The following is a 16,997-nucleotide window of genomic DNA, read 5'->3' on the forward strand; positions in this document are numbered from 1 at the left end:
CAGGCATAAAAAAACCCGCCATTGGCGGGTTTTTTATCAGGCTGTCAATTAAGCGCTTTTCTTCGCTTTTTTGTCAGCTTTTACTGCAGGTGCTTCAACTTTTGCAGCAACAACGTCGCCTTCTTTGTACTCACGGCCGTAGTAGGTATCCATCAGGATCTGTTTCAGCTCGGAGATCAGCGGGTAACGTGGGTTAGCACCGGTACACTGGTCATCGAATGCATCTTCAGAGAGCTTATCTACGTGAGCGAGGAAGTCAGCTTCCTGAACGCCTGCTTCACGGATAGATTTAGGAATACCCAGCTCTGCTTTGATGCTGTCAAGCCATGCCAGCAGTTTCTCGATTTTCGCAGCGGTACGGTCGCCCGGCGCGCTCAGACCCAGATGGTCTGCAATTTCAGCGTAACGACGACGTGCTTGCGGACGGTCGTACTGACTGAAAGCAGTCTGCTTGGTTGGGTTGTCGTTGGCGTTATAACGAATAACGTTGCTGATCAACAGGGCGTTCGCCAGACCGTGAGGAATGTGGAACTGAGAACCCAGTTTGTGTGCCATTGAGTGGCAAACACCCAGGAAGGCGTTCGCAAACGCGATACCTGCGATAGTTGCTGCACTGTGTACACGTTCACGCGCTACCGGGTTTTTAGACCCTTCGTTATAAGATGCTGGCAGGTTTTCTTTCAGCAGTTTCAGAGCCTGCAGAGCCTGACCGTCAGAGAACTCAGAGGCCAGTACGGAAACATAGGCTTCCAGGGCGTGAGTGACGGCATCCAGACCACCAAATGCACACAGTGATTTCGGCATATCCATCACCAGGTTGGCGTCAACGATAGCCATATCCGGAGTCAGTGCATAGTCAGCCAGTGGGTATTTCTGACCGGTGGCGTCATCAGTCACAACCGCAAACGGTGTGACTTCTGAACCCGTACCGGACGTGGTGGTGACGGCGATCATTTTCGCTTTCACGCCCATTTTCGGGAACTTGTAGATACGTTTACGGATATCCATAAAGCGCAGTGCCAGTTCTTCGAAGTGGGTTTCCGGATGCTCGTACATGACCCACATGATCTTCGCGGCGTCCATTGGGGAACCACCACCCAGTGCGATAATCACATCTGGTTTGAAGGAGTTCGCCAGTTCAGCACCTTTGCGCACAACGCTCAGTGTTGGGTCAGCTTCAACTTCAAAGAAGACTTCAGTTTCGACGCCAGAGGCTTTCAGCACAGAGGTGATCTGGTCTGCATAGCCGTTGTTGAACAGGAAACGGTCAGTCACGATGAGCGCACGTTTGTGGCCATCAGTAATCACTTCATCCAGCGCGATTGGCAGAGAGCCACGGCGGAAGTAGATAGATTTCGGAAGTTTGTGCCACAACATGTTTTCAGCTCGCTTAGCAACGGTTTTCTTGTTGATCAGGTGTTTTGGACCAACGTTTTCAGAGATGGAGTTACCACCCCAGGAACCACAACCCAGAGTCAGGGAAGGTGCGAGTTTAAAGTTGTACAGGTCACCGATACCACCCTGAGAAGCCGGGGTGTTAATCAGGATACGTGCGGTTTTCATCTTCTGACCGAAGTGAGCAACACGTTCTGGCTGGTTGTCCTGGTCGGTGTACAGGCAAGAGGTGTGACCGATACCGCCCATGGCGACCAGTTTCTCTGCTTTCTCTACCGCGTCGTCGAAATCTTTCGCACGGTACATTGCAAGCGTAGGGGACAGTTTTTCGTGAGCAAATGGCTCGCTTTCGTCAACAACGGTTACTTCACCGATCAGGATCTTAGTGGTAGCCGGAACGGTAAAGCCTGCAAGCTCTGCAATTTTGTACGCTGGCTGACCAACGATAGCGGCGTTCAGTGCGCCATTTTTCAGGATGATGTCCTGAACAGCTTTCAGCTCTTTACCTTGCAGCAGATAGCCACCGTGGCTGGCGAAACGTTCACGAACGGCGTCGTAAACGGAATCAACCACAACAACAGACTGTTCAGAAGCACAGATAACACCGTTGTCGAAGGTTTTGGACATCAGAACAGAAGCAACAGCACGTTTGATATCAGCCGTTTCGTCGATAACAACAGGAGTGTTACCCGCGCCTACGCCGATAGCAGGTTTACCGGAGCTGTACGCTGCTTTAACCATACCAGGACCACCGGTCGCCAGAATCAGGTTAATGTCAGGGTGATGCATCAGTGCGTTAGACAGTTCAACGGACGGTTGATCAATCCAGCCAATCAGATCTTTTGGTGCGCCAGCTGCGATTGCGGCCTGCAGAACGATATCTGCTGCTTTGTTTGTCGCATCTTTAGCACGTGGATGTGGAGAGAAGATAATTGCGTTACGGGTCTTCAGGCTGATAAGCGATTTGAAGATAGCGGTAGACGTTGGGTTAGTGGTTGGAACGATACCGCAAATGATGCCGATAGGTTCTGCAATGGTGATAGTACCGAATGTGTCGTCTTCAGACAGCACGCCGCAGGTTTTCTCATCTTTATAGGCGTTGTAGATATACTCAGAAGCAAAGTGGTTTTTGATCACTTTATCTTCAACGATACCCATGCCGGATTCGGCAACGGCCATTTTAGCGAGAGGGATTCGAGCATCTGCAGCAGCCAGAGCGGCCGCGCGGAAGATTTTATCAACCTGTTCTTGGGTGAAATTGGCATATTCACGCTGTGCTTTTTTCACGCGCTCGACGAGTGCGTTCAGTTCAGCGATATTGGTAACAGCCATAATGCTCTCCTGATAATGTTAAACTCTTTTAGTAAACCAGCGCTCGATACGTCAGACAGTATAGTCAGAGCCGATAACCCTTGCGTAATACACATTAAAACAAAGGGTTACTTCTTGCTCCAGCTCACTAATTTACTAAAAGAGCCTTACCTTAGCATCATACCTTTTTGACGGGTGATCTCCCTGGCGGCGTAATCAAGATTACTCACTTCTGAGTACGAAAATCATGATCTGCGTCAATTTTCTCACAAGCTGATACCTTTCAGCAGGGTTATTTCGCCATGATTATTCCACTGTTAAATAATTACGTAACTATTGGAAGCGCTTCTATCATTGATTCTACAAATATTTAACATCATGAAATGAGGGCATTTTGACTCAGATTTCTGATGAAGTATGCGCATAAAAAGCGTATCTTCAGCGCGGTTTAACCATGACACATTTTTAGTCTCAGGCCATGCTCATTAGCGGAGCTACACGTGATTCAAACGCTCTTTGATTTCCCGACATATTTTAAGTTTTTTATTGGTTTGTTTGCACTGGTGAACCCGGTAGGGATCATTCCGGTCTTCATTAGTATGACCAGCTATCAAACGGCAGCGGCCAGGAACAAAACCAATCTGACGGCTAACCTGTCAGTGGCTATCATTTTGCTTACTTCGCTTTTTCTTGGCGACGCTATTCTGCAGTTGTTCGGGATCTCAATTGATTCATTCCGTATTGCTGGTGGGATTCTGGTTGTGACCATCGCCATGTCGATGATCAGCGGCAAGCTGGGGGAAGATAAGCAGAACAAGCAGGAAAAATCAGAAACGGCGATCCGTGAAAGCATTGGCGTTGTGCCGCTGGCGTTACCGCTAATGGCAGGCCCTGGGGCCATCAGTTCGACGATAGTGTGGGGGACTCGCTACCACAACCTGATGCATCTTATCGGTTTTTCCGTCGCCATTGCCGTTTTCGCGCTCTGCTGCTGGGGAGTCTTCCGCATGGCACCGTGGCTGGTACGTTTGCTGGGGCAGACGGGAATCAACGTTATCACCCGTATCATGGGCCTTTTATTGATGGCGTTGGGTATCGAATTCATCGTCACCGGGATCAAGAGCATTTTCCCCGGACTATTACACTGATTATTTCATATGAAAGAACGGGGCATGCGCTCCGTTTTTTTTTACGTGATTATCAGCAAATCATATAAATAAAGTTGAAAAATGCACGAGCCATAATAAATTCTGCTAATAATTGTCTTTTGTTAGTTTTCAAAGAGTTATTAATCCCTCCTTCGCTACCCTGCATGAAAAACCTTCAAACTCACTGTTATTTTCCTCACATGATACTCTGGGGCTTGCTGAGAGATAACCGAAATGATATTAGTAATTTTAACGTTCCCCCAGAGGAATGTGCTAAATAATAATCAGTTGTTAATTTTTTGTACAAATCCAGCCGATGATAGCGCAGCGACGCGCGAAGAGAGATACTTTTCTCTACTCTATTGAATAACAGGGGATTTTCCTGGTATTTGATGTCGGGCAGGGCTGCCCCCCAAGAAACGGCACTCGGCGTAAAAGAGAATTGCTTAACAAATTTGCAAAATGTATTGGCGAGAGTTTCCGCCTTTTGGTACTTTCCGGCCTTATATTTTGTAGCACTAAACAAGTAGATGAGAATTATTTTCATATAGTCCTCTTCTCAGATATCCAATACGCGTCACAGACAGGGGTGACGTGTTAATGAATCGACGCAAGACGGCCATACGAGCGGTCAGTAATAAAAAGTCGGTGATAGCAAGAAGTAAAAAAAGAACCTGACAGCAGCAAAAAAAACTCCTGCGCTGTACAGGCCCCAAAAGGGGATTACACAGCTGGCGAAGGCCAGTCATTATAATGAGTGGAGTATCAACACAATGTCCATCATCACAAAAAAAAGTCTGGTAGCGGCGGGAATTTTAACTGCGCTAATCACAGGCAACGCTGCAATGGCTGCGGACGTTCCTGCAGGTGTTCAACTAGCTGAGAAACAGACGCTGGTGCGTAACAACGGTGCGGAAGTACAATCTCTTGATCCGCACAAAATTGAAGGCGTTCCTGAGTCTAACGTTAACCGCGACCTGTTCGAAGGCCTGCTGGTGACCGACGTAGACGGCCACCCGGCACCGGGTGTGGCAGAAAAATGGGAAAACAAAGATTTCAAAGTCTGGACCTTCCATCTGCGTAAAGATGCGAAATGGTCAGACGGCACGCCAGTTACTGCCGAAGACTTCGTGTATAGCTGGCAGCGTCTGGCGAATCCAAATACCGCTTCGCCCTATGCGAGCTATCTGCAGTACGGCCATATTGCCAATATTGATGACATCATTGCCGGCAAAAAACCGGTTACCGATCTGGGCGTGAAAGCCATCGACGCCAATACCTTTGAAGTGACGTTGAGCGAACCTGTTCCGTACTTCTATAAGCTGCTGGTTCACCCGTCAGTTTCTCCGGTACCGAAAGCCGCTGTGGAAAAATTCGGTGAGAAATGGACTCAGCCTGCCAATATCGTCACCAACGGGGCGTATAAGCTGAAAGCCTGGGTGGTTAACGAACGTATCGATCTTGAGCGTAACCCTAACTATTGGGACAACGCGAAGACCGTGATTAACCAGGTAACCTACCTGCCAATTGCCTCTGAAGTGACAGACGTTAACCGTTACCGCAGCGGTGAAATCGACATGACTTATAACAACATGCCGATTGAACTGTTCCAGAAGCTGAAAAAAGAGATCCCTAAAGAAGTCCACGTCGATCCGTATCTGTGTACTTACTACTACGAAATCAACAACCAGAAAGCGCCATTTACCGATGTGCGCGTTCGTACCGCACTGAAGCTGGCTCTGGATCGCGATATCATCGTCAACAAAGTGAAGAACCAGGGCGATCTGCCAGCATACAGCTACACCCCGCCGTACACCGATGGCGCGAAACTGACCGAGCCAGAGTGGTTCAAAATGACGCAGGAGCAGCGTAACGCAGAAGCGAAGAAACTGCTGGCCGAAGCGGGTTATACCGCAGACAAACCGCTGACCTTCAGCCTGCTGTATAACACCTCTGACCTGCACAAAAAGCTGGCTATCGCCGTCTCCTCGATCTGGAAAAAGAACCTGGGTGCGAACGTGAAGCTGGAAAACCAGGAGTGGAAAACCTTCCTGGATAGCCGTCATCAGGGCACCTTTGATGTGGCACGTGCAGGCTGGTGTGCGGACTATAACGAACCGACCTCTTTCCTGAACACCATGCTGAGCGACAGCTCAAACAACACGGCTCACTATAAGAGCCCGGCGTTTGACAAGCTGATCGGCGACACCCTGAAAGCGACTGACGAAGCACAGCGTACCGAGCTGTACTCCAAAGCTGAGCAGCAGCTGGATAAAGACTCCGCGATCGTTCCGGTTTACTACTACGTTAACGCCCGTCTGGTTAAGCCGTGGGTAGGTGGTTATACCGGTAAAGACCCGATGGATAATATCTACGTTAAAAACTTGTATATTATCAAGCATTAATGGCAATGAGTGGGGCGGGCAGGCTCGCCCCACGGTGTCTAACCATCATCATATAATATAGGCACAGGCCAGAAGGTACGGGCAATGTTGAAATTTATCCTACGTCGCTGTCTTGAAGCGATTCCAACGCTATTTATTCTAATTACGATTTCCTTCTTCATGATGCGTCTTGCACCGGGAAGCCCTTTTACCGGTGAACGTACGCTGCCGCCAGAAGTGATGGCCAACATCGAAGCGAAATACCACTTAAACGATCCTATCGCCACCCAATACTTCAATTATCTGAAGCAACTTGCGCACGGTGATTTCGGACCGTCATTCAAATATAAAGACTATTCCGTTAACGACCTGGTGGCTTCGAGCTTCCCTGTGTCAGCGAAATTAGGTGCTGCGGCATTTATCCTGGCTGTCGTCCTCGGCGTCACGGCGGGCGTTATCGCCGCGCTGAAACAAAATACCAAATGGGATTATGCCGTAATGGGGGTCGCAATGACCGGGGTGGTTATCCCCAGCTTCGTTGTCGCGCCATTGCTGGTAATGATATTTGCCATCACGCTGAAATGGCTGCCCGGTGGCGGCTGGAACGGCGGGGCGCTCAAGTTCATGATTTTGCCGATGGTGGCATTATCGCTGGCCTATATTGCCAGTATCGCGCGTATTACCCGTGGTTCGATGATTGAAGTCTTGCACTCTAACTTCATCCGCACGGCGCGAGCGAAAGGGCTGCCAATGCGCCGCATTATCTTCCGCCATGCGCTCAAGCCTGCGCTGTTGCCCGTCCTGTCCTACATGGGCCCGGCTTTCGTCGGTATCATTACCGGGTCAATGGTTATTGAAACCATCTATGGCCTGCCGGGTATTGGTCAGCTGTTTGTTAACGGCGCGCTTAACCGCGACTATTCGCTGGTGTTGAGTCTGACAATCCTTGTCGGTGCGTTGACGATTCTCTTTAACGCCATCGTCGATGTGCTGTATGCCGTCATCGACCCGAAAATCCGTTACTAACTGGAGCACGCCATGATGTTGAGTAAGAAAAACAGCGAGGCGCTGGAAAACTTCAGTGAAAAACTGGAAGTGGAAGGTCGCAGCCTCTGGCAGGACGCCCGTCGTCGTTTTATGCACAACCGCGCCGCCGTCGCCAGCCTGATTGTGCTGGTGATCATTGCGCTGTTTGTCACGCTTGCGCCGATGTTGTCGCAATTCACCTATTTCGATACGGACTGGGGCATGATGTCCAGCGCGCCGGATATGGAGTCCGGGCACTATTTCGGGACGGACTCCTCAGGCCGTGACCTGCTGGTTCGTGTGGCGATTGGCGGGCGTATCTCGCTGATGGTGGGTATCGCCGCCGCGCTGGTGGCGGTGATCCTGGGCACGCTTTACGGCTCTCTTTCTGGCTACCTGGGCGGAAAAGTGGACTCCGTGATGATGCGTCTGCTGGAGATCTTAAACTCCTTCCCGTTCATGTTCTTCGTGATCCTGCTGGTGACCTTCTTCGGTCAGAATATCCTGTTGATCTTCGTGGCAATCGGAATGGTTTCCTGGCTGGATATGGCGCGTATCGTGCGCGGGCAAACGCTGAGCCTTAAACGCAAAGAGTTTATCGAAGCGGCGCAGGTTGGGGGTGTTTCTACGGGGAATATCGTGGTACGCCACATTGTCCCGAACGTGCTGGGTGTGGTGGTGGTGTATGCCTCACTGCTGGTGCCAAGCATGATCCTGTTCGAATCCTTCCTGAGCTTCCTGGGGCTGGGCACACAAGAGCCGTTGAGTAGCTGGGGCGCATTGCTGAGTGATGGCGCGAACTCTATGGAAGTGTCGCCGTGGTTGCTGTTGTATCCGGCAGGCTTCCTGGTCGTTACCCTGTTTTGTTTCAACTTTATCGGCGATGGCCTGCGTGATGCCCTCGATCCGAAAGACCGTTAAGGAGCGCCGTCATGACGATTATTGAAACGGCAACTGCGCCACAGGCGCAACGGCAGAGCAACATTCTGCTGGATGTGAAAGACCTCCGGGTGACATTTAAAACACCAGACGGTGACGTAACTGCTGTAAACGATCTCAATTTCAACCTCCGTGCAGGTGAAACATTGGGGATTGTGGGCGAATCTGGCTCCGGGAAATCCCAGACGGCGTTTGCGCTGATGGGGCTGCTGGCGGCGAACGGTGTTATCGGCGGTTCTGCGAAATTCAACGGTCGCGAGATCCTCAACCTGCCGGAGCAGGAGCTGAACAAACTGCGTGCCGAGCAGATTTCGATGATTTTTCAGGACCCGATGACCTCGCTAAACCCGTACATGCGCGTTGGCGAACAGCTGATGGAAGTGTTGATGCTGCATAAAGGGCTGGGCAAAGCCGAAGCGTTTGACGAATCCGTAAAAATGCTGGATGCGGTAAAAATGCCGGAAGCCCGTAAGCGTATGCGCATGTACCCGCACGAGTTCTCGGGCGGTATGCGTCAGCGCGTGATGATCGCGATGGCGCTGCTGTGTCGGCCAAAACTGCTGATTGCTGATGAACCTACCACGGCACTGGATGTGACCGTTCAGGCGCAAATCATGACCCTGTTGAATGAACTTAAGCACGAATTCAACACGGCAATCATTATGATTACCCACGATCTGGGTGTCGTCGCCGGTATCTGTGACAAGGTGCTGGTCATGTATGCCGGGCGCACCATGGAGTACGGCAACGCGCGTGATGTGTTCTACCACCCTGCGCATCCGTACTCGATTGGCCTGCTGAACGCAGTGCCACGTCTCGATGCAGAAGGCGAATCTCTGTTGACCATTCCAGGGAATCCGCCAAACCTGCTGCGCCTGCCGAAAGGTTGTCCGTTCCAGCCACGTTGCCCGCACGCGATGGAAATTTGTAACAGCGCTCCGCCGCTGGATGCGTTTGCCCCAGGCCGTCTACGCGCCTGCTTTAAGCCGCTGGAGGAACTGGTATGAACGCAATAGATGAAAAACGCAATGTGCTGCTCGAAATCGCTGACCTCAAAGTGCATTTTGATATCAAAGACGGCAAACAGTGGTTCTGGCAGCCACCTAAAACCCTGAAAGCGGTCGATGGTGTCACACTACGCCTCTACGAGGGGGAAACCCTGGGCGTGGTGGGGGAATCAGGCTGCGGGAAATCAACGTTTGCACGCGCGATTATCGGTCTGGTTAAAGCGACAGACGGTAAAGTCGCCTGGCTGGGTAAAGACCTGCTGGGCATGAAGCCGGACGAATGGCGCGACGTGCGCAGTGATATCCAGATGATTTTCCAGGACCCGCTGGCGTCACTCAACCCACGTATGACCATTGGTGAGATTATTGCCGAGCCGCTGCGCACTTACCATCCGAAGATGTCGCGTCAGGAAGTCCGCGACCGTGTGAAAGCGATGATGATGAAAGTGGGCCTGCTGCCGAACCTCATCAACCGCTATCCGCACGAGTTCTCCGGCGGCCAGTGCCAGCGAATTGGTATTGCGCGTGCGCTGATCCTCGAACCGAAATTGATCATCTGTGATGAACCGGTTTCTGCACTGGATGTCTCTATCCAGGCGCAGGTGGTAAACCTGCTGCAAAAACTGCAGCGCGAGATGGGGTTGTCACTGATCTTTATCGCGCATGACCTGGCCGTCGTTAAGCACATTTCCGATCGCGTACTGGTGATGTATCTGGGCCACGCTGTCGAGTTAGGCACTTACGATGAGGTGTACCACAATCCGCTGCACCCCTACACCAGAGCGTTAATGTCTGCTGTACCGATTCCCGATCCCGATCTGGAAAAGAATAAAACCATCCAGCTTCTGGAAGGTGAGTTGCCATCACCGATTAACCCGCCGTCAGGTTGCGTATTCCGCACGCGATGTCCGATGGCAGGGCCGGAGTGCGCACAAACGCGACCGGTTCTGGAGGGCAGTTTCCGACATGCGGTTTCCTGCCTGAAAGTAGACCCGTTATAATCGCAAGGGCTGACACGATGTCAGCCCTTATTTTTTGCGAGGTGAATGTGTCGCGATTATTCACGTCGGCCCGTCAGCGGCTGTATCGTTTATTATTCGATCCCCAAACGGTGTCGGGTCGCCGTTTCGAAGGGCTCTGCGGTTTATTCGCGCTGCTCAGCGTGATTATCATCTTTATCGAGTCCGGTGCCGGGACGCAGTACCATCTGACGTTCGACGAATGGCACGTTTTTCTCTGGCTGGAGCTAATAGTTACTCTCGTCTTTACCACTGAATATGTGCTGAGGGTCGCCTGCTGGCCTAATCCGGCGAAATATGTTTTCAGTTTCTGGGGATTTATAGATTTAGCGACTATCCTGCCGCTTTACGTGATGTGGCTCTGGCCGGAAATTAGCCTGAATTATGTGTTTGCCTGGCGGGCAATGCGTGCGATTCGCGTGTTACGAATTCTGAAACTGCTGCGTTTTATGCCGTCGTTGAGGGTTTTCTGGGTCGCGATATTAAGCGCGCGTCACCAGCTTATTCTCTTCTATTCGTTTATCGCAATCGTGATGATTGTGTTTGGCTCTCTGATGTATTTAATCGAAGGGCCAAAATATGGCTTCTCAACGCTGAATGCCTCCGTTTACTGGGCCATTGTGACCGTCACGACCGTTGGCTATGGCGATATCACGCCGCATACGCCGCTCGGGCGCATTGTGGCCTCGGTACTAATTCTGATCGGATATTCGGTGATCGCGATCCCGACGGGGCTGATTACCACGCATATGAGCAGTGCATTTCAGAGCCGCAAGCAGCAGCGTAAATGCCCGCGCTGCCAGCAGGGCGAACATGACCACAGCGCGCGGTTTTGTAACCGTTGTGGCAGCGAATTACCGGATTAAATAAAAAAGGCTGCATTCGCAGCCTTTTTTATTATTCGCGCCAGAGAATATGGCACAGCTTGTGGTCTTTCTCGCGGCAAAGCAGGACGCGAGCGAAGATATCGTTAATTTCACCGCCATCTTCATCCGCCAGGCCAATCACCACTTCGGCGAAGAAGTCCGGATTGAGGTCGAAATCCACATGCTCGGCCCAGTCTTCAGACGGATCGAACAGTTCGGCACCGCCACGTTCTTCAAATTGCAAATTGAAGAGGATCACGTCTGCGGGATCGAGATTATCAACCGCCAGTTCGAGAAAAATGTCGTAGGCCTGCTCGAGCGTTTCGTCTTCGGTCAGGCGATTGTTCAGATCCATTTCCATGATGACTACCTGTTTAACATCGTTGGGCACGTTTTACAGCAACGGGCTAAAGAAGTAAAACAGTCGTTCGGCAATTCGCTGCCACAGCGGACGTTTCACCCACAGCCTTGCATCCAGCAGGCGAGAGCGGGAGATATAGTCATCCTGAACCGCGGCGAGATCGCCACCAAATCCGGCATCATCAATCACCAGGGTGATTTCAAAGTTGAGCCACAGGCTGCGCATGTCCAGATTGACCGTGCCCACCAGGCTTAGCTCACCATCTACCAGCACGCTCTTGGTATGAAGAAGGCCTCCTTCAAACTGATAAATCTTCACCCCTGCGGCCAGCAGTTCGCTAAAGAATGCGCGGCTTGCCCAGCCAACCAGAAGGGAATCATTTTTACGCGGCATAATAATACTGACATCCACGCCACGCTGGGCGGCGGTACAGATGGCATGGAGCAGATCGTCACTGGGGACGAAATAGGGCGTGGTCATGATCAAATACTCACGCGCGGCGTACGTGGCGGTGAGCAGAGCCTGATGGATCAGGTCTTCCGGGAAGCCAGGGCCGGAGGCAATGGTATGAATGGTATGCCCGCTGGCCTCCTCAAATGGCATGATATTTCCGTCCGGTGGCGGGGGCAGGATGCGTTTGCCGGTTTCGATTTCCCAGTCGCAGGAGTAGACAATGCCCATAGAGGTCGCCACCGGGCCTTCCATGCGCGCCATTAAATCGATCCATTGCCCGACGCCGGAGTCCTGTTTGAAGAAGCGAGGGTCAACCATGTTCATACTGCCGGTGTAGGCAATATAATTATCAATCAGGACCATTTTCCGGTGCTGGCGCAAATCCATGCGGCGCAGGAATACACGCAGCAGGTTTACCTTGAGTGCCTCAACCACTTCGATGCCTGCGTTGCGCATCATGCCCGCCCACGGGCTACGGAAAAACGCGACGCTGCCCGCAGAGTCCAGCATCAGGCGGCAGTGGATACCGCGGCGTGCCGCCGCCATCAAGGATTCGGCGACCTGATCCGCCATTCCGCCCGGTTGCCAGATATAGAACACCATCTCAATATTATGGCGGGCAAGCTGAATATCGCGGATCAGCGCCTGCATCACGTCATCGGAGGTGGTCATTAATTGCAGCTGGTTACCTTTGACGCCCGCAATCCCCTGGCGACGCTCACACAGTTTAAACAGTGAAGAAGCAACGCTGCTGTTCTCTTCAGCAAAGATATGTTTGCAGGCTTTGAGGTCGTTAAGCCATTTCGCCGTGGAGGGCCACATAGCGCGGGCGCGTTCGGCACGGCGTTTACCCAGATGAAGCTCGCCAAAAGAGAGATAGGCGATAATACCGACCAGCGGCAGAATGTAGATAATCAGAAGCCAGGCCATGGCAGAAGGTACGGCTCTGCGCTTCATCAGGATGCGCAACGTCACCCCCGCGATTAACAGCCAGTATCCCAGAATGACCAGCCAACTCACCACGGTGTAGAAGGTTGTCATAGGTAAAAAAATCCTTTTGAAAGCGTGTTGTTATGAGTGTACGCATCAGGATTCATCTGGCAAATAAAAACGGCAGATAAAAGCGCTGGTTTGCCGCCGGGTTGGGTTTATAATGAGATTTCTGTTTAAGAAAGAGTTGTAGACATGAAGCGCAGTAGAACAGAAGTAGGGCGCTGGCGCATGTTGCGACAGGTGAGTCGTCGCAAGGCTCGTTGGCTGGAAGCACAATCCCGCCGCAATATGCGTATCCACGCCATCAGAAAATGTGGGCTGAACAGACACCGTAATGCGTTGCTGTTTGCCGTCCAGGATATCTGAACGTCATGAGGGCACCGTTAAGGTGTCCCTTAGCTATCAATTCTCGCAGTCCTCTCCCGACCTGATTCCGCGATATACTGTGTACCCCTGATGCGTTGAATATAAAATATGAATCCTTACCTCTGGGTTTTTGTCGTGCTTATGACGCTGGATGCGCTCAGAGAATACGCAGGACTTTCGTCGTTTCCCGCGTTGATTGACTATTTACTTAACGGGATAGCTCCGTAGTGTGACTAAAGGAATAAGGGATGAATGGAAAAATGCTGGCTGCAATTCTGGGAATTGCGCTTTTAAGCGGGTGTACCAGTACAAAAACATCACCGGAAAGACACGCGTATTCTTTCGTGTCCCATAAATCAAATTTCGTCGGCGGAAACTTTACGTCGAGCGTACCTCAAAATTACCGTCTGAACGTCCCGCAATTTCGCGAGCTATATGCGCAGGGTAAAGCCGATCGTTCAGCCGGGCGCACTGCGGCTGAGGCCAGCGAATATGCCCAAAGCATTCGCGATCAGTTGAGGAAAGAAGCCAGTACCGACCATGCATTCTCAGGCAATGCCAGCGATAAATGGACGTCTGAAATGGAAGACAAAGACGCCATTTTGTTCGGCAATGAACTGGCCGCGACTTATCTTGATGGCTATAACGGCGTACAATAAGCGGATGCGTTTTGGGAGTATCGCCGTTGCAGCGATATTCCCTTTGTTTTTTAGCAAAAGGAGGGAGAAGTGTTTGCGGAGTTTGGTGTACTGAATTTCTGGACTTACGTCGTCGGCGCATTTTTTATTGTGCTGGTTCCAGGACCGAACACCTTGTTTGTACTGAAAACAGGGATTGGGCACGGCGTCAAAAAAGGGTATCTGGCCGCGACCGGTGTATTTATCGGCGATGCCGTCCTGATGTTCCTGGCCTGGGCAGGTGTTGCGGCACTCATCCAGACCACGCCTGTCTTATTTAATATCGTCCGTTATCTTGGTGCGTTCTATCTGCTGTGGTTGGGCGGAAAAATGCTCTGGTCGGTCATTACCCGTCAGAATAATACGCACGAGAGCGGTACGGAACCGGCAAGCATGATCATGAAACGCTCGCTGGTCTTAAGCCTGACCAATCCAAAAGCGATTCTGTTCTATGTGTCGTTTTTTGTGCAGTTCATTGATGTAAATGCTGCAAATACAGGCACCTCTTTTCTGATCCTCGCAACCACGCTGGAGCTAATCAGCTTTATGTATATGAGCTTCCTGATCTTCTCCGGGGCGTTTGTTACCCGTTACCTGAAAACCAAAAAGAAACTGGCAAAACTGGGGAACGGGTTGATAGGGTTGCTGTTTGTAGGATTTGCGGCAAGGCTTGCATCGCTGCATTGATGAAAAGAAAGGCTCCTGAGGGAGCCTTTTTGATATCAAAACACTTTCTTGTACGGTCGCACACTGACTTTCTCATACACCCCGGCCGCTACATACGGGTCAGCTTCTGCCCAGGCGTTTGCCGCTTCCAGCGATTCAAACTCGGCGATGACCGTGGAGCCAGTAAAACCTGCGGCACCCGGATCGTTGCTGTCTACTGCGGGCATTGGGCCAGCGGTTAATAGTCGGCCTTCATCCTGCAGCAGTTGCAGGCGCGCCAGGTGAGCAGGGCGGACCGAAAGGCGTTTTTCCAGCGAATCAGCAACATCTTCAGCGTAAATCACATAAAGCACGGTGGAACTCCTAAACTGAGAAAGTGTTATTTACGTTATGTGAAAGCATAACTGACTGCAATGTAAACATAAAAACAATGTTAAAACCCTGAGCTAAGTGCGCCTTTTTTGGCCTCTCATGCGCTTAAATTGCGCCAGAACAAAGTGTCTTATTGATTATGATTGCTATTTGCATTTAAAATCAGGGTTCGGTTTTTTAACGTTGATGATTATGACTTCGATGACCCTTGATTTACCTCGCCGCTTTCCATGGCCGACGCTGCTTTCCGTCGTTATTCACGGTGCTGTCGTGGCGGGTTTGCTCTATACCTCGGTTCATCAGGTTATTGAAATGCCAGCGCCCGCGCAGCCAATTTCCGTGACCATGGTATCGCCCGCGGATCTTGAACCGCCGCAGGTTGCGCCTCCACCGCCTCAGCCGGTCGTTGAACCTGAGCCCGAGCCTGAACCGATTCCGGAGCCGCCGAAAGAAGCACCGGTCGTGATCCATAAACCGGAACCGAAGCCTAAACCCAAGCCGAAGCCAAAACCGGTCAAAAAGGTGGAGGAGCGTCCAAAACGTGAAGAGCGTCCGGTAGAGCCACGCGCTACGCAAACGGTAGAAAATACTGCGCCATCGCGTCCGGTAATGAATAACTCCACGACAACGGCGAAGCCGAAGATCACAGCGCCGGCCGGTCCTCGTGCGCTGAGCCGTAACCAGCCACAGTATCCGGCACGTGCTCAGGCATTACGCATTGAAGGGCGTGTGCGGGTGAAATTTGACGTTACGCCAGATGGTCGCGTTGAAAACGTGGAAGTCTTGTCCGCACAGCCTTCTAATATGTTTGAACGTGAAGTGAAAACGGCCATGCGCAAGTGGCGTTATGAGGCCGGTAAGCCGGGCAGTGGGCTGATAGTGAATATTGTTTTCCGCCTGAATGGCGGAGCGCAGATGGAATAAGAAAAGCCTCCGTAAGGAGGCTTTTTTTTACCCGGCAGTTATCGCAGGAAGCTGGCGCGGTTTTCCCTGACTGTCTACCGCGACATAAATAAACAGCGCTTCCGTTGCTTTGTAACGTTGTCCGATAGGCTCGGATGAAACTTTTTTGACCCACACTTCAATATTGATGGAAATTGACGTATTACCGCGCTTTACACAACGCGCATAACAACAGACCACATCACCCACTGCAACCGGGCGAAGGAAGGTCATTCCATCCACCCGCACGGTAACCACACGTCCATGAGCAATTTCTTTTGCCAGGATTGCACCGCCCATATCCATCTGCGACATCAGCCAGCCGCCAAAAATATCGCCATTGGCATTCGTGTCCGCGGGCATTGCCAGTGTGCGCAAAACCAGTTCGCCCTGAGGGGCGTTATTTGTTGTCATTGTTTTTAACTCGTAACTGAAGACTTCAGGCGGGATGCTACTATGATTTTGGATGAGAGAGAATAGCCCAGAGCGCGCTGACACGCGCTCTGGATATAACAATCAGTGCTTGTCGTCCTGCGGCATGTGCCGGTAAATATAAACGCCACTTAACAGAGTAAAGATAAGCGTCAGCGCCGTCAGGCCGAAGACCTTAAAATTGACCCAGATGTTCTGCGGTAGCCAGAAGGCGATGTAGATATTGGCCAGCCCACAGAGAATAAAGAACAGCGCCCAGGCCATATTCAGGCGAGACCATACTTCCTGCGGTAAGGTCAGCTCTTTACCCAACATGCGCTGAATCAGGGGTTTTTTCATCACCCACTGGCTGATTAGCAAGGCCCCCGCAAACAGGGCATAAATCACCGTCACTTTCCACTTGATGAATTCATCATTGTGGAAGAACAGCGTCAGCCCACCAAAGACGGCCACCATCACAAAAGTAATGAGCGCCATTTTTTCAACTTTACGGTAGCGAACCCAGCTGTAGATGAGTACGACAGCGGTAGCAATAATCAGTGCCGTCGTCCCGGCGTAAATGTCATACAGCTTATAAAACGCGAAAAACACGACCAGCGGTAAAAAATCCAGAAACTGCTTCATTCTACGATCCCATCTT

The 16,997-nt window shown here is 51.3% G+C and carries 18 protein-coding genes; 12 read left to right on the top strand and 6 right to left on the bottom strand.

The window, feature by feature from the left end:
- Nucleotides 1-48 precede the first annotated feature (48 nt).
- A complete protein-coding gene (adhE, locus tag ABGB15_RS09620; RefSeq protein ID WP_152081319.1) occupies nucleotides 49-2,727 on the bottom strand; it encodes a bifunctional acetaldehyde-CoA/alcohol dehydrogenase in 2,679 nt (892 codons plus the stop codon).
- A 479-nt stretch (nucleotides 2,728-3,206) separates the two neighbouring features.
- Between adhE and ABGB15_RS09625 the strand changes: the two genes are divergently transcribed.
- The 7 genes from ABGB15_RS09625 (at nucleotide 3,207) to ABGB15_RS09655 (ending at nucleotide 11,095) form a co-directional block, all read left to right on the top strand.
- Nucleotides 3,207-3,854 (top strand): YchE family NAAT transporter, encoded by a 648-nt coding sequence (locus ABGB15_RS09625; RefSeq protein ID WP_152081318.1) that lies wholly within the window; start codon nucleotides 3,207-3,209, stop codon nucleotides 3,852-3,854.
- 773 nt (nucleotides 3,855-4,627) lie between these two features.
- A complete protein-coding gene (gene oppA / locus ABGB15_RS09630; RefSeq protein ID WP_152081316.1) occupies nucleotides 4,628-6,259 on the top strand; it encodes an oligopeptide ABC transporter substrate-binding protein OppA in 1,632 nt (543 codons plus the stop codon).
- A gap of 84 nt (nucleotides 6,260-6,343) precedes the next feature.
- Nucleotides 6,344-7,264 (top strand): oligopeptide ABC transporter permease OppB, encoded by a 921-nt coding sequence (gene oppB, locus ABGB15_RS09635; protein ID WP_152081315.1) that lies wholly within the window; start codon nucleotides 6,344-6,346, stop codon nucleotides 7,262-7,264.
- 12 nt (nucleotides 7,265-7,276) lie between these two features.
- Complete coding sequence (oppC, locus tag ABGB15_RS09640) at nucleotides 7,277-8,185, top strand: oligopeptide ABC transporter permease OppC (RefSeq protein WP_152081314.1); 909 nt, start codon at nucleotides 7,277-7,279, stop codon at nucleotides 8,183-8,185.
- An 11-nt stretch (nucleotides 8,186-8,196) separates the two neighbouring features.
- Nucleotides 8,197-9,210 carry an ABC transporter ATP-binding protein gene (locus tag ABGB15_RS09645; protein ID WP_152081313.1) on the top strand — a complete coding sequence of 338 codons (1,014 nt, stop codon included), beginning with the start codon at nucleotides 8,197-8,199 and terminating at the stop codon, nucleotides 9,208-9,210.
- Nucleotides 9,207-10,211 (top strand): murein tripeptide/oligopeptide ABC transporter ATP-binding protein OppF, encoded by a 1,005-nt coding sequence (gene oppF / locus ABGB15_RS09650; RefSeq protein ID WP_152081312.1) that lies wholly within the window; start codon nucleotides 9,207-9,209, stop codon nucleotides 10,209-10,211. Before ABGB15_RS09645 ends, oppF begins: the two co-directional genes overlap by 4 nt.
- Nucleotides 10,212-10,258: 47 nt before the next feature.
- Complete coding sequence (locus ABGB15_RS09655; RefSeq protein ID WP_152081311.1) at nucleotides 10,259-11,095, top strand: ion transporter; 837 nt, start codon at nucleotides 10,259-10,261, stop codon at nucleotides 11,093-11,095.
- Nucleotides 11,096-11,126: 31 nt separating this feature from the next.
- Here ABGB15_RS09655 and ABGB15_RS09660 read toward each other — a convergent pair whose 3' ends face one another.
- Both ABGB15_RS09660 and cls read right to left on the bottom strand, forming a co-directional pair.
- Nucleotides 11,127-11,456 (bottom strand): HI1450 family dsDNA-mimic protein, encoded by a 330-nt coding sequence (locus tag ABGB15_RS09660; RefSeq protein WP_006810881.1) that lies wholly within the window; start codon nucleotides 11,454-11,456, stop codon nucleotides 11,127-11,129.
- 33 nt (nucleotides 11,457-11,489) lie between these two features.
- Nucleotides 11,490-12,950, bottom strand: coding sequence for a cardiolipin synthase (cls, locus tag ABGB15_RS09665; protein WP_152081310.1), 1,461 nt, complete (start codon nucleotides 12,948-12,950; stop codon nucleotides 11,490-11,492).
- Between the two features lie 144 nt (nucleotides 12,951-13,094).
- Here cls and ABGB15_RS09670 point away from each other — a divergent pair, with 144 nt between their 5' ends.
- The 4 genes from ABGB15_RS09670 (at nucleotide 13,095) to leuE (ending at nucleotide 14,632) form a co-directional block, all read left to right on the top strand.
- On the top strand, nucleotides 13,095-13,268 hold the full coding sequence (locus ABGB15_RS09670; RefSeq protein ID WP_017384232.1) for a YciY family protein: 174 nt from the start codon (nucleotides 13,095-13,097) through the stop codon (nucleotides 13,266-13,268).
- 108 nt (nucleotides 13,269-13,376) lie between these two features.
- Nucleotides 13,377-13,496, top strand: coding sequence for a KPN_01571 family protein (locus ABGB15_RS09675; protein ID WP_225903361.1), 120 nt, complete (start codon nucleotides 13,377-13,379; stop codon nucleotides 13,494-13,496).
- A 20-nt stretch (nucleotides 13,497-13,516) separates the two neighbouring features.
- Entirely contained in the window at nucleotides 13,517-13,927 is a 411-nt protein-coding gene (locus tag ABGB15_RS09680) for an Exc2 family lipoprotein (RefSeq protein WP_215722179.1), read from the top strand.
- Nucleotides 13,928-13,996: 69 nt separating this feature from the next.
- The gene (gene leuE / locus ABGB15_RS09685; protein WP_152081308.1) at nucleotides 13,997-14,632 is read left to right on the top strand and encodes a leucine efflux protein LeuE; all 636 of its coding nucleotides are present in this window, start codon (nucleotides 13,997-13,999) and stop codon (nucleotides 14,630-14,632) included.
- A gap of 35 nt (nucleotides 14,633-14,667) precedes the next feature.
- Here the strand turns inward: leuE and ABGB15_RS09690 are convergent, their stop codons facing one another.
- The gene (locus ABGB15_RS09690; RefSeq protein ID WP_152081307.1) at nucleotides 14,668-14,964 is read right to left on the bottom strand and encodes a YciI family protein; all 297 of its coding nucleotides are present in this window, start codon (nucleotides 14,962-14,964) and stop codon (nucleotides 14,668-14,670) included.
- 220 nt (nucleotides 14,965-15,184) lie between these two features.
- On the opposite strand from ABGB15_RS09690, the gene tonB reads away from it, so the two are divergent.
- Nucleotides 15,185-15,907, top strand: coding sequence for a TonB system transport protein TonB (tonB, locus tag ABGB15_RS09695; protein WP_152084382.1), 723 nt, complete (start codon nucleotides 15,185-15,187; stop codon nucleotides 15,905-15,907).
- Nucleotides 15,908-15,934: 27 nt separating this feature from the next.
- Here the strand turns inward: tonB and yciA are convergent, their stop codons facing one another.
- A complete protein-coding gene (gene yciA / locus ABGB15_RS09700; protein ID WP_152081306.1) occupies nucleotides 15,935-16,339 on the bottom strand; it encodes an acyl-CoA thioester hydrolase YciA in 405 nt (134 codons plus the stop codon).
- 102 nt (nucleotides 16,340-16,441) lie between these two features.
- Entirely contained in the window at nucleotides 16,442-16,981 is a 540-nt protein-coding gene (locus tag ABGB15_RS09705) for a septation protein A (protein WP_152081305.1), read from the bottom strand.
- Nucleotides 16,982-16,997: the final 16 nt, after the last annotated feature.

The organism is Enterobacter sp. MALB-1 (assembly GCF_041021625.1).
GTDB lineage: Bacteria > Pseudomonadota > Gammaproteobacteria > Enterobacterales > Enterobacteriaceae > Enterobacter > Enterobacter oligotrophicus.